The sequence below is a fragment of the Microbacterium alcoholitolerans genome, from assembly GCF_050408615.1.
Classification (GTDB): Bacteria; Actinomycetota; Actinomycetes; order Actinomycetales; family Microbacteriaceae; genus Microbacterium.
On sequence record NZ_JBNTKD010000001.1, the window covers coordinates 2,582,767 to 2,595,688 of the forward strand.

A 12,922-nucleotide genomic window follows, 5' to 3' on the forward strand; every position below is an offset into this window, starting at 1 on the left:
AGTGATGCAACTCATCTGGAACGGCCTGATCGTCGGCTCGTTCTACGCACTCGTCGCGCTCGGCTACAGCATGGTCTACGGGATCATCAAGCTGCTGAACTTCGCGCACGGCGACATCTACATGCTCGGCGCCTTCGCCGGCTTCGCGACCCTGTCGGCCTTCGGGATCTCGAACGAGACCTCCATTCCGCTGCTGCTGGTCATCATGCTGCTCTCGATGGTCACGACAGGGCTGATCGGCGTCGGCATCGAGCGCATCGCCTACCGCCCGCTGCGCAAGAGCCCGCGCCTCGCGGTGCTGATCACCGCCATCGGCGTCTCGTTCACGCTCGAGTACGCCGTGCGGCAGATCTTCGGCCCCAACCCGGAAGCCTTCCCGGTGCGGCTCGAATCCAGCGGCTTCGACTTCGCCGGCATGCGCATCACTGCCGCGCAGATCGTGCTCGTCGTGATCGCAGCGGCCCTGATGCTGGTGCTCGCGCACATCGTCGAGCGCACCCGATCCGGGCGCGCGATGCGCGCGATCGCCCTTGACCCGCAGGGCGCGCAGCTGATGGGCATCAACGTCAACCGCGTGATCGCCACCGTCTTCTTCATCGGCTCGGCGCTCGCCGGTGCCGCCGGAGTCATGGCCGGGGCGTACTACGGGTCGATCGACTTCATGATGGGCTTCATCATCGGGTTGAAGGCGTTCACGGCCGCGGTCATCGGCGGCATCGGCAACCTCTACGGCGCCATGCTCGGCGGATTGCTGCTGGGGTTGCTGGAATCCTTCGGCGCAGCCTGGTTCGGCGGCGAATGGCGAGACGTGTTCTCGTTCGCCTTCCTCATCCTGTTCCTCACGTTCAAGCCGACCGGCATCCTCGGTGCCCGCGTCGTAGAGAGGATGTGACATGTCCCGCTCCGCACTCACGCGCGACGCAGCGCTGCGCGCGCCGTCGCCGCTGTTCGACCGTCCGGCCGCGCCGCACGGCATCCTCAACTCCAACCGCGGATTCCTGCGAGCGCTCGGCGGACTGAGCGTCGTGCTGCTCGCGGTGCTGCCGTTCCTCGACGCATCCCGCTACACGATCTCGATCGCCACCAGCGCGCTGATCTACGTCATGCTGGCGATGGGGTTGAACGTCGTGGTCGGCTACGCCGGCCTCCTCGATCTCGGATACATCGCCTTCTTCGCCGTCGGCGCCTACGTCTCGGGCATCTTCACCACGGTGCTGGGCTGGCCGATGTGGGCAGCGCTGCCTGCCACCGTCCTCGCATGCATCCTCGCCGGCATAATCATCGGCGCGCCGACGCTGCGATTGCGGAGCGACTATCTCGCGATCGTCACGCTCGGCTTCGGCGAGATCATCCGCATCACCGCGAACAACCTCGACATCACGGGCGGACCCTCGGGCATCCACGGCATCCCGACCTGGACGTTCGGAGACTGGAGCTTCGCCGATGGCTTCACCATCTTCGGACTGCACTTCCCCGGGCGCGTGGTGTTCTACTACTTCGTCGCCATCATCGTCGTGCTGGTCGGCGTCATCGGCGCGGGGCGGCTCGCCAAGGGCAAGCTCGGCCGGGCGTGGAAGGCCGTGCGCGACGATGAGGACGCCGCCGAGGCGATGGGCATCAACACCTACATCGCCAAGATCACGGCCTACATCATCGGCGCGGTCTGGGCGGGGCTCGCCGGACAGCTGATGGCGACTCACCTGTCGGCGATCAGCCCGAACAGCTTCATGTTCCTCTACTCGGCGCTGATCCTGATGGCCGTCGTACTCGGCGGCATGGGCTCGACGCCCGGTGTCATCATCGGCGCGCTGTTCGTCTCGCTCGCCCCTGAGCTGCTGCGCGACTTCTCGGAGTGGCGCTTCCTGATCTTCGGCGTGCTGCTGGTCGTGGTCATGCTGTTCCGGCCGTCGGGACTGTGGCCCGCGACGGCGGTGCTGCCGTGGCTGAAGAAGCAGCGTCCGGTGCCGCCTCCCACAGCCGGGTTCATGGCGGTACCGCCGCCGTCGGCCAATGAGGATCTCGAGACGGTGGACGGAGAGGAGCAGCGATGAGTGCACTCCTGGAGGTCAAGGATCTTCGCCTGCAGTTCGGCGGAGTGAAGGCTGTCGACGGACTCAGCTTCGCGGTGGATGAGGGTGAGATCCTCGCCGTGATCGGACCGAACGGGGCCGGCAAGACCAGCGCGTTCAACTGCATCTCGGCGTTCTACCTGCCCACGTCCGGCTCGGTCGTGTTCGACGGCAAGGACATCGTGCGCGAGGCGCCGCCGATCTGGCACCGGCTGCGCCTGGTCGATCTGCTGCAGAGCTTCGGCTTCTACCGGGTGCTCCCGTCGCGGGTGACCAAGTGGGGAATGGCGCGCACGTTCCAGAACCTGCGGCTGTTCCGCGAGCTCAGCGTACTCGACAACATCAAGACCGCGATGCACGCGAACCTGCGCGAGGGCTTCTGGGCGACGCTGCTGCACACCCCCGGCTACCGCCGCGCGGAGGCCGAGTGCGCCGAGCAGGCTCGTGGCTGGCTGGACTTCGTCGGGTTCACGGGCGACGAGAACCTCTACGTCACGCAGCTGCCGTACGGCGAGCAGCGCCGGGTCGAGATCGCCCGCGCGCTGGCGACGTCACCCAAGCTGCTGCTGCTCGACGAGCCTGCGGCTGGCCTGAACTTCAACGAGAAGCAGGCGCTGATCCAGCTCATCCGCCGCATCCGCGATCTGGGCGTGGCCGTGGTGCTCATCGAGCACGACATGGGGCTGATCATGGAGCTGGCAGAGCGCATCGTCGTGCTCAACTACGGCAAGGAGATCGCCGAGGGCACGCCGGAGCAGATCAAGAACGACCCGCTCGTGATCGAGGCCTATCTGGGCGTCGAGGACGACGCGATCGATGACACGAAGCTGCAGACCGGAACCGTCGATCTCTCGCTGCTGGAGAAGAACCGCAAGGAGAAGCGCTGATGAGCACGCTGACGGTCGAAGCGGCCGACGTCTACTACGGGCGGGTCCATGCGCTGCGCGGGCTGAGCTTCGAGGTGCGCGAGGGTGAGATCGTGTGTCTGCTCGGCAACAACGGCGCCGGCAAGTCCACCACCATGAACATGCTCTCGGGTCTGGTGCGCCCCAAGTCGGGCACGGTGCGCTGGGGCGACATGGATCTGGGCATCGCGAAGCCGTGGGACATCGTCTCGGCGGGGCTCATCCACGTCCCCGAGGGCCGGCGGATCTTCTCGACGATGAGCGTGCACGAGAACCTGCTGCTCGGCGGATACACCGTCAAGGATCGGAAGGCGATCTCGCGGCGCATGGACCAGGTCTACGCGCTGATGCCCCGGCTGGCCGAGCGCCGCAAGCAGCAGGGCGGCACGCTCTCGGGCGGTGAGCAGCAGATGGTCGCGATCGGCCGTGCGCTGATCGGAGGACCGAAGCTGCTGCTGCTGGACGAGCCGTCGATGGGGCTCGCGCCGCTCGTGGTGAAGCAGGTCATGGAGACCATCCAGGCGGTGAACGCGCAGGGCACCACGGTGCTCCTGGTGGAGCAGAACGCCCGCGCCGTGCTGAAGATCGCCGACCGCGCGTACGTCGTCGAGACGGGGAGCACCACGCTGTCGGGGCCGGCGGCGGAGCTGGCGGCGGATGCCAGGGTGATCGACGCCTACCTCGGCGGCTGAAGCGCATCTCGCCGTGAAGTAGCATGTAACATGTTACTTATCGGCTCGACGCGAGGGAGGGTGAGCACGTGCGGATCATCGTGATCGGCGCCGGAGTGATCGGCGCCGCCTGCGCACTCGCGCTCACCGAAGCGGGCGCAGAGGTGATCGTCCTCGAACGCACGGGTGTGGCTGCTGAGACCTCCAGCCGCTGCGAGGGGAACATCCTGGTCTCCGACAAGCAGCCGGGAGCCGAGGCGCTGATGGCCATCGAGGCGAACCGCGCCTGGCGGGCTCTCGCCGAGCGGCTGGACGGCGACCGCGTACCAGGGCAGCCGACCACCGAGTACGAGGCCAAGGGCGGTGTGGTCGTCGCGTTCGACGGGGGAGCGGATGCCCTGCGCGGCTTCGCCGACACGCAGCGCGAGATCGGCATCCGCGCCGACGTCCTCGACGAGCAGGCGCTGCGCGATGCCGAGCCGCACCTGTCGCCGGAGGTCGCGCTCGGCGTGCACTACCCCGATGACGCCCAGGTGCAGCCGAGCCTCGCCACCCAGGCGATGCTCGCCCGTGCCCGCCACCTCGGCGCGCAGCTGCGCATCGCCGAGGTCACCGGTGCCGTCGTCGAATCCGAGCGAGTGCGCGGGGTGCTCACCACGGAAGGACGCATCGACGCGGACGCCGTGGTGAACTGCGCCGGCCCCTGGGCGGGCGAGGCCGCGGCGCTGTTCGGCGCGGAACTCGACATCCGCCCGCGCCGTGGGACCATCCTCGTCACCGCAGCCATGCCGCAGCGGGTGTTCCACAAGGTGTACGACGCTGACTACGTCGGCGCGGTGGGGTCGGGGGATGCCGCGCTGCAGACCTCGACGGTGGTCGAATCGACCCCTTCCGGCACGGTGCTGATCGGCTCCAGCCGCGAACGCGTCGGCTTCTCGGGCGAGGGCCTGCTCGCCCCGCTCTCGGAGGTCGCGGCCAAGGCTGTCAGGCTGTTCCCGTTCCTCCGCGACACCATGCTGCTGCGCAGCTACTATGGCTTCCGTCCGTACGCTCCGGACCATCTTCCGGCCATCGGAGCGGATGCCCGGATCGCCGGACTCTTCCACGCGGCGGGACACGAGGGTGCGGGCATCGGTCTCGCCCCGACCACCGGTGCGCTGATCGCGCACGCCGTGCTCGGCACGTCAGCACCTCTGGACCCGACGCCGTTCCTGCCGACCCGCCTCACTCTCCAGGGAGCATCAGCATGAGCGTCGAGTCCCACCAGAGCATCCTCCAGGTCGCACTCGTTGCCGCTATTTCGGCATCTAAGCGGCAACGGTTGCGACCTGGACGGGGCTCGGTGGCCGGGGTCGGCCCGGAACGCCAGGGAAGGGCAGCGCGATGAGCATCAGCATCCGATTCGGTGAGGTCGAGCTGCCGGGACGCGACGGCCAGACGATCGCCGGCGTGCTGATGGCGAACGGCCACCGCACCTGGCGGGATGCGCAGGGCTCCGAGCGCGGCATCTTCTGCGGCATCGGCATCTGCCAGGACTGCGTGATCACCGTCAACGGCGTCGAGGGCGTGCGCGCCTGCCAGCGGGCCGCCTGCGACGGCGATGTGCTCGAGCGCGAGGCCCGCGCATGACCCGCGTCGTCGTGATCGGGGCCGGCCCCGCCGGGCTCGCCGCTGCGAAAGCAGCATCCGGTTCCGGAGCAGAGGTCGTGCTCGTCGACGAGGGTGAGCGCGTCGGAGGCCAGTTCTGGCGCCACCACTCCGACTTCACCGATCCCCGTCTGCAGCACCAGCTCGGCCGGTTCGCCGCTGTGCGCGAGGGCATCGAGAACGTGCGGGTGCTCACCTCGACCAGCGTGTGGCGGGTCGAGACCGGCACTCCGCTGCGCGTGCACGTGCTCACCGGACCCGCCGATGCCGCCGGGCGCGTCGGAGAGACGCTCGAAGCGGATGCCGTCGTCGTCGCCACCGGAGCCCACGACCGCGTGCTGCCGGTGCCGGGCTGGACGCTGCCTGGCGTCACCTCGGCCGGAGCCGCGCAGGCGATGGCCAAGCGCGACGCCCTCACGCTCGGCGAGCGCACCGTCGTGGCTGGCGCCGGCCCCTTCCTGCTGCCGGTCGCGCAGAGCATCGCGCTGCTCGGGGGAGAGGTCGCCGAGGTCGTGGAGGCCGCCTCTATCGGCACGATTGTGCGCGGCTGGGGTGCTCGCGCCTGGGAGCTCACTTCGGCCGCGGGCAAGGCGGGCGAACTGGGCTCGTACGTGGCATCCCTCGTCCGCCATCGCACGCCGTACCGGTTCGGCAGTGCGGTGACGCGCATCCATGGGACGGATGCCGTCGAAGCCGTCACCGTACAGCGCATCGATCCGCAGTGGCGGCCCATCCCGGGCACTGAGCGCACGGTCGAGTGCGACTCGGTGGCGCTGGGTCACGGGTTCACGCCGCGGCTGGAGGCGGCGATCCAGTTCGGCTGCGACATCAGCGCCGACCGGTTCGTGCGGGTCGATTCGCAGCAGCTCACCAGCATCGCCGGCGTCTACGCCGCCGGAGAGATCACGGGAATCGGCGGGGCGGATGCCGCGCTCGCCGAGGGCGAGATCGCCGGGCTCGCAGCCGCGGGCATCCCCGGAGCCGACCTGCGGTACCGCTCGCCGCTCGCCGCTCGCCGCCGCATGCGGGCCTTCGCCGCGCGGCTGGACGTGCACGGCATCCGCCCCGGGTGGACGGCATGGCTGCAGGATGACACCGTCGTCTGCCGGTGCGAGAACGTGCGGAAGGCGACGCTCGACGAGTACGCCGACACCTCCTCACGCGGCATGCGCCTCGCCACCCGCGCCGGACTCGGGGCCTGCCAGGGCCGCACCTGCGGCCGCAGCGTGGCCGACATCCTCGGCGGGTCGGGCTTCGACCACCGCCCCGTGCTCTCGTCGGTCCGCATCGGCGAACTCGCCGCCCTCGTCTCGCCCACCGAGTGCGAGGATGACCGTCACACACCCGAGACCGAATTCGCAGGAGGCAGCTGATGCGCGCACGCCGAACCATCCAGGCCGTCGACTCGCACACCGAGGGGATGCCCACGCGCGTCGTCACCGGCGGCGTCGGGCGCATCCCCGGCGCGACGATGAACGACCGCCGCCTGTACGCCATGGAGCACCTCGACGGCCTCCGCGGCTTCCTGATGAACGAGCCGCGCGGGCACGCCGCCATGTCGGGCGTGCTGCTGCAGCCGCCCGCCCGCGATGACGCCGACTGGGGGATCGTGTTCATCGAGGCATCCGGCTTCCTCCCGATGTGCGGACACGGCACGATCGGCGCCGCCACCGTGCTCGTCGAGACCGGCATGGTCGAGGTGACCGAGCCGGTCACCGAGATCCGCCTCGACGTGCCGGCCGGTCTTGTGATCGCGCGCGTGCGGGTCGAAGACGGCCGCGCGGTCGACGTGACCATCGAGAACGTGCCGAGCTTCGTCGACCGGATCGACGAGCGCATCGAGGTTCCCGGCATCGGCGAGATCACCTACTCCGTCGCCTTCGGCGGCAACTACTACGCGCTGGTCGACCTCGACCAGGTCGGGCTGCCCTTCGACCGTGCGCGGCAGGACGACATCCTGGCCGCCGGACTGCAGATCATGGACGCGATCAACACGCAGGCGCCGCCCGTGCATCCGGTGCTGGAGGGCGCGAACCACGTGCACCACGTCGAGTTCATCGCGCCGGGATCGGATGCCGTCCGCTCGCGGCATGCGATGGCGATCCATCCCGGATGGTTCGACCGCTCGCCGTGCGGCACCGGCACCAGCGCGCGGATGGCCGAGCTGCACGCGCGCGGTGAGCTCGCCCTGGACACCGACTTCGTGAACGAGTCGTTCATCGGCACCGAGTTCACCGGCCGCCTGATCGGCGAGACCGCCGTCGGCGACCGCGCCGCCGTCATCCCCACCATCACCGGACGCGCCTGGGTCACCGGACTCGGCCAGTACATGCTCGACGAGAACGACCCGTTCCCGGAGGGCTTCGTCTTCTAGCACGTCCCTCGACTCCGCCTTCCGATCCGACCTCCAAGGAGAGAACCGTGACCGACACCGAGAAGTCCCTCGACCAGATCGCCGCCGCGGCCGCCGCCGCTGCTCGCCCCTTCGCCCGCACCAGCCCTCGTGAGCGCGGAGCCGCTCTGGTGGCCGTCGCCGACGCGCTCGAGGCGGCGGGCGACGAGCTCGTCGAGATCGCCATGCAGGAGACCGGACTCACTCAGGTGCGCCTGAAGGGCGAGCTGCGCCGCACGGCGTGGCAGCTGCGACTGTTCGCCGACACCATCGTCGACGGCGGGTACCTCGACGCCCGCATCGACGACGCCGATCCCGAGTACGTGATCGGCCCACGCCCTGACGTGCGCCGGATGCTGGAGCCGGTCGGCCCGGTGCTGAACTTCGCGGCGTCCAACTTCCCGTTCGCGTTCTCGGTGGCTGGTGGCGACTCCGCCGCCGCGCTCGCCGCGGGCTGTCCCGTGATCGTGAAGGCGCACTCCGGGCATCTGGAGCTCTCCCGGCGCACTGCCGAAGTCGTCTCCGGCGCGCTGCGCGAGGCGGGGATGCCCGAGGGTGTCTTCCAGCTGATCGAGGGGCAGCAGAACGGCGTCGCGATGCTGAAGGACGAGCGCATCCGCGCCGGGGCGTTCACCGGTTCGACTCACGTCGGGCGGATGCTGGCCGACATCGCAGCATCCCGGCCGGTGCCGATCCCGTTCTACGGCGAGCTCGGCAGCGTCAACCCCGTCTACGCGACCTACGCCGACGCGGCGCTGCTCGATGCCTTCGTCGCCTCGGTGTCGGGTTCGGCCGGTCAGCTGTGCACCAAGCCCGGGTTCCTGTTCGTGCCCGATGGCGCCGACCTCAGCGCCGTCGCAGATGCTGCGGCATCCGTCGGCGAGCACCGCCTGCTCAACCCGGGCATCGGGCGGTCGTTCGCACAGCGCCGCGACGACGTGATCGGCGCCGAGGGCGCGACCGTGCTCGCGCAGGGCGAGGTGCGCGTCGACGACGCCGGGCAGACGCATGCGACGCCCACCGTCGTCACGGTCGACGTCGACACCCTGACCGAGAACCGCGACGCCCTGCTCGAGGAGTCGTTCGGGCCGCTGTCGGTGATCGTGCGATACCAGGACCGGGATGCCCTGCCCGCGCTGCACGCCGAGCTGTTCCCCGGAAACCTGACCTCGACGCTGCACGCCCGGCCGGAGGAGCTGGCCGACGGCTCACTCGCACCGCTCGTCGATGCGCTCGCCGAGACCAGCGGGCGCGTGCTGTTCGGCGGCTGGCCGACGGGCGTCTCGGTGACCCAGGCGATGCAGCACGGCGGGCCGTACCCGGCGACCACGAGCGATGCGACCAGCGTCGGCACCGCGGCGATCACGCGATTCCTGCGCGGCGTCGCGTATCAGGGTGCTCCGCAGGAGCTGCTGCCCGCGCCGCTGCAGGACGCGAACCCGTGGGGCGTGCCGCAGCAGCGCAGCGAGGCAGGTCGCTCGACCACCTGGGGCTCGTTCGCCCGCTGAATGGTCAGACCGTCACGCCGGCGCGGATCACCGACACCCGGGCATCCTGACGCCACAGCGCCGACGGGTCGGCGAGAGGATCGGATGCCAGCAGCACGGCGTCCCCGTACGCGCCCGCCTCCAAGTGCCCCAGGGCCCTATCGCCGATGAGTTCGGCGTTGACCGCCGTCATCGACCGAAGGGTCGCCTCGGCACCGCTCGCCTCGACCTGCAGACGGATGCCCGCGAGCTGGTCGTCTTCGAGGTCGCCCATCAGATCGGTGCCGAAGCCGACGCGCACATCCGCCGCGTGGGCCAGGCGAACGGCATCCTGCCCCTTCGACAGCACCTCGGAGTTCTTCGCGAGCGAGACCTCATTCAGGCCGATCTCCGCGCCGCGACGGTCCATCGCGTCGTACGCCGCGAGCGTCGGCACGAGGAACGCGCCGGCTTCCGCCATCAGGTCGGCGGTCTCTCGGTCGATGAGGTTGCCGTGCTCGATCGAGCGGATGCCCGCGGCGATCGCGTGTTGCACGGCCTCGACGGAATAGGCATGCGCCGCTACGTATGAGCCCCGGCGGGTCGCTTCGTCGACGACGGCGCGCAGCTCTTCGGGGGAGTACTGCGGGATGCGGATCGGGTCGGTGAGCGAGAAGACGCCGCCCGAGGCCATCACCTTGATGGCGTGCGCACCGGTGCGCAGTCGTTCGCGCACGGCCACGCGCAGGTTGTCGACACCGTCGACGACCTCGCACATGTGCCCGTGCGAGAAGCACACGTCCACGTGAGCCGAGCGCGGGTCGCCGTGTCCTCCGGTCTGGCTGAGTGCCGGCCCGGTGAAGTGGTAGCGCGGCGAGGGGAACAGCTCGGCGTCGATCGCCTGGGCGAGCCCGATGTCGCCGCCGGCGACGTCGCGCACTGTGGTGAAACCGCGCTGCAGGGCGCGGGTCAGGCGGCGCGCGCCGTTGACCGCGGCGTAGCTGAGCGGGCCGCGTTCGTTCTCGAAGCCGTCCATGCTCGTCGCGTACGCATGGAAGTGCGCGTCGATCAGGCCGGGGATCAGCCAGGCGCCGCCGGCGTCCAGCATCCGAGCACCGTCGGCGGCGCTCTCGGCGACGCGACCGTCGACGATGTGCACGTCGCGCTGCTGGAAGCCGTCGCCGTGCCAGACGTGCGCGCCGGTGATCGAGAGGGATGCTGCGGGCATGTGTGCTCCTGTCAGTCGGGTGGTGGTGCGCTCAGCGCAGGCTGAAGCCGTTCGCCAGCGGGTCGTCGTCGTCGAGTTCGAATGTCGACGAGCCGACCCGGTAGGCGGTGCCGCGCACCTCGGGGATCACTCCGGATGTCGTGCGATCGGCGATCCGGGCGTGAAAGCGCGTGTCGATGATCGAGTCGTGCATCAATGTCTCGCCGTCGGCGAGCTCACCGGTTGCGGCGAGCAGGGCGACGCGTGCGGCGGTGCCCGAGCCGCACGGGCTGCGGTCGACCTCTCCGTCGGCGAAGACGGTGACGTTGCGCTGGTGCGGGCCGTTCTCGGTGCGGCCGAGGTCATCGAAGAGGATCGTGCCGTACACGCCCGAAAGTCGCGGGTCAGCGAGCTGTGCTGCGGGATGCTCGTTGAGCGCCCACTTGATCTCGCGGCCGATCGCGATGAGGTCGGTGGTGTGTGTCGGGCGCACCTCGAGTCCGACGGCGGAGGCAGGCAGCGTCGCGTACACGGCGCCGCCGAACACGAGATCGACGTCGACCTCCCCGCGCGATGTGGTCAGTCGGATGCCACGGGCGAGCACCCGCGACTCGACGTTCCGGAATGTGATCTCATCGATCCGTCCACCGCGCTGGCGCACGAGCGCCTGCACGCGTCCGCTGGGGACGTCGATCGTCACGGTGGTCTCGCCGTCGGGGTTCGACGGCACCCGGCCAGTGCGCACCGCCCATGCACCGAGGGCGATCGTGCCGTGACCGCAGGCGGTTGAGAAGCCGTCCTTGTGCCAGAAGAGCACACCGAAGTCGGCGCCGTCGTCATCGGGTGGCGTGATGAATCCGCCGTACATGTCGTCTGGAGAGACGTCGAGGCCGGCCTTCCGGACCAGGCCCGTCCGCCTGCGACGATACGCTGGGATGACAGGGAAACGCGGGCGCTCGTCCGCGTGGATGGCTGCGTCTAGGAGGACCCGTGGATCGCTTCGACACGATCGTGGTGGGAGCGGGCGTCGCGGGTCTGACCGCCGCGCGGTTGCTGCGGGATGCGGGGCGCCGCATCGTCGTGCTTGAGGCACGCGACCGGATCGGCGGACGGGTGCACACCGACCGCACCGGTGCGACGACAGATCTCGGCGCCTCATGGATCCACGGGATCGCCGACAGCCCCGTCGCCGAGGCGACCGCAGCGTTCGGCATGCGCTCCACCGAGTTCTCCGTCGGCGGATACCAGGTCGACAGCAGGCCCATCGCATACTTCGGCCCCGACGGTCACCGACTGTCCGACGACGCCGCGCGCACGTTCGCGGCCGATGTTCACGAAGTGGACGCCGCGCTGGTGGAGTCGATCGCCGCATCAGCGGCCGACGCCTCTTACCGTGACGTGACCGAGGTTGCGCTCACCTCACGGGACTGGGACGCGGAGCGCACCCAACGCGTCCGGGAGTACTTGGAGCATCGCTCTGAAGAGCAGTACGGGGTGTGGATCGAAGACCTCGCTGCGCACGGACTCGATGACGACCAGATCGACGGCGACGAGGTGGTGTTCCCCGATGGCTACGACGTGCTGCCCGCCCGTCTGGCGGAGGGGCTCGACGTGCGTCTCGAACACGTCGTCACGGTCATCGACTGGTCGGACGGCATCCGCATTCGCACCACGCGAGGCGAGTTCTCTTCCGACTCCGCCGTGGTGACACTGCCCGTCGGCGTGCTGCAGTCCGGGTCGGTGGAGATCGTGCCGCCACTACCCGCGACCAACGGCGACGCACTCGCGCGTCTGCGGATGAACGCGTTCGAGAAGGTCTTTCTCCGCTTCCCCGAGCGCTTCTGGGATGACGGCGTGTACGCACTGCGTCAGCAGGGGCCTGAGGGCCGATGGTGGCATTCGTGGTACGACCTCACCACGCTGCACGACGAGCCGACGCTCCTCACCTTCGCGGCCGGCCCCGCCGCGATCGCCACTCGCGACTGGGACGACGAGCGCGTTGCCGAATCCGTGCTCTCGCAGCTGCGCCGCCTGTATGGCGACGGCGTGTCCGAGCCCGTGAGCGTGCACCGCACGGCGTGGCAGGACGACCCGTTCGCGCATGGCTCCTACGCATACATGAAGGTCGGTGCGATCACCGCCGACCACGACGACCTTGCCACGCCCATCGGGGGCATCCTGCATCTCGCCGGTGAGGCGACCTGGACCGACGACCCCGCGACGGTCACTGCTGCCATGCTCTCGGGTCACCGCGCCGCCGAGCGGACGCTCGGGTGGGCGGTCGCGATCGAGCAGCTGTGGGCGGGCGCGTAGACGATCAGGCGGAGACGGTCACTGACGCGGCGAGGGCGCGTGCGGTAGCGGCGTCGGGCTGCGCACCGACGCCGCCGCTTCCGCGCGTGGACGCAGTCCCGCACGCCACGGCGAAGGCGAGGGCGTCCGCCAGGGCCATCTGTTGGAGTCGCGCGGCGACGAATCCCGCCGCGAGCGTGTCGCCTGCGCCGACGGTGTCCACGAGCGGGGAGGCCAGAGACGGAGACTCCGCGTGGATTCGGGTCGTGCCGG

At 69.8% G+C, this 12,922-nt stretch carries 13 protein-coding genes; 10 read left to right on the top strand and 3 right to left on the bottom strand.

Going from position 1 to position 12,922, the window contains the following annotated elements:
• Positions 1-4: 4 nt before the first annotated feature.
• From ACQUSX_RS12360 to ACQUSX_RS12400, 9 genes are all read left to right on the top strand, one after another.
• Positions 5-892, top strand: a complete 888-nt coding sequence (locus tag ACQUSX_RS12360; protein ID WP_428907640.1) for a branched-chain amino acid ABC transporter permease — start codon at positions 5-7, stop codon at positions 890-892.
• 1 nt (position 893) lies between these two features.
• Entirely contained in the window at positions 894-2,051 is a 1,158-nt protein-coding gene (locus ACQUSX_RS12365) for a branched-chain amino acid ABC transporter permease (protein WP_428907215.1), read from the top strand.
• Positions 2,048-2,956: an ABC transporter ATP-binding protein gene (locus ACQUSX_RS12370; RefSeq protein WP_428907216.1), complete on the top strand. Its 909-nt coding sequence runs from the start codon at positions 2,048-2,050 to the stop codon at positions 2,954-2,956. Before ACQUSX_RS12365 ends, ACQUSX_RS12370 begins: the two co-directional genes overlap by 4 nt.
• On the top strand, positions 2,956-3,666 hold the full coding sequence (locus tag ACQUSX_RS12375) for an ABC transporter ATP-binding protein (protein WP_428907217.1): 711 nt from the start codon (positions 2,956-2,958) through the stop codon (positions 3,664-3,666). Before ACQUSX_RS12370 ends, ACQUSX_RS12375 begins: the two co-directional genes overlap by 1 nt.
• A gap of 68 nt (positions 3,667-3,734) precedes the next feature.
• On the top strand, positions 3,735-4,895 hold the full coding sequence (locus ACQUSX_RS12380; RefSeq protein ID WP_428907218.1) for an NAD(P)/FAD-dependent oxidoreductase: 1,161 nt from the start codon (positions 3,735-3,737) through the stop codon (positions 4,893-4,895).
• 133 nt (positions 4,896-5,028) lie between these two features.
• A complete protein-coding gene (locus ACQUSX_RS12385) occupies positions 5,029-5,274 on the top strand; it encodes a (2Fe-2S)-binding protein (RefSeq protein WP_428907219.1) in 246 nt (81 codons plus the stop codon).
• Positions 5,271-6,665, top strand: coding sequence for an FAD-dependent oxidoreductase (locus ACQUSX_RS12390; protein WP_428907220.1), 1,395 nt, complete (start codon positions 5,271-5,273; stop codon positions 6,663-6,665). The genes ACQUSX_RS12385 and ACQUSX_RS12390 overlap by 4 nt, the downstream gene beginning before the upstream one ends.
• Complete coding sequence (locus ACQUSX_RS12395) at positions 6,665-7,666, top strand: proline racemase family protein (RefSeq protein ID WP_428907221.1); 1,002 nt, start codon at positions 6,665-6,667, stop codon at positions 7,664-7,666. The genes ACQUSX_RS12390 and ACQUSX_RS12395 overlap by 1 nt, the downstream gene beginning before the upstream one ends.
• 47 nt (positions 7,667-7,713) lie before the next feature.
• Entirely contained in the window at positions 7,714-9,192 is a 1,479-nt protein-coding gene (locus tag ACQUSX_RS12400; protein WP_428907222.1) for an aldehyde dehydrogenase (NADP(+)), read from the top strand.
• A 4-nt stretch (positions 9,193-9,196) separates the two neighbouring features.
• On the opposite strand, the gene ACQUSX_RS12405 is transcribed toward ACQUSX_RS12400, so the two are convergent.
• Together ACQUSX_RS12405 and ACQUSX_RS12410 are read right to left on the bottom strand one after the other, a co-directional pair.
• On the bottom strand, positions 9,197-10,378 hold the full coding sequence (locus ACQUSX_RS12405; protein WP_428907223.1) for a metal-dependent hydrolase family protein: 1,182 nt from the start codon (positions 10,376-10,378) through the stop codon (positions 9,197-9,199).
• Positions 10,379-10,409: 31 nt separating this feature from the next.
• A complete protein-coding gene (locus tag ACQUSX_RS12410) occupies positions 10,410-11,225 on the bottom strand; it encodes a proline racemase family protein (protein WP_428907224.1) in 816 nt (271 codons plus the stop codon).
• Positions 11,226-11,347: 122 nt separating this feature from the next.
• On the opposite strand from ACQUSX_RS12410, the gene ACQUSX_RS12415 reads away from it, so the two are divergent.
• Positions 11,348-12,670 carry a flavin monoamine oxidase family protein gene (locus ACQUSX_RS12415; RefSeq protein ID WP_428907225.1) on the top strand — a complete coding sequence of 441 codons (1,323 nt, stop codon included), beginning with the start codon at positions 11,348-11,350 and terminating at the stop codon, positions 12,668-12,670.
• A 4-nt stretch (positions 12,671-12,674) separates the two neighbouring features.
• Here ACQUSX_RS12415 and ACQUSX_RS12420 read toward each other — a convergent pair.
• The coding region (locus tag ACQUSX_RS12420) for a PfkB family carbohydrate kinase (RefSeq protein WP_428929973.1) at positions 12,675-12,922 on the bottom strand (248 nt) is incomplete at its 5' end.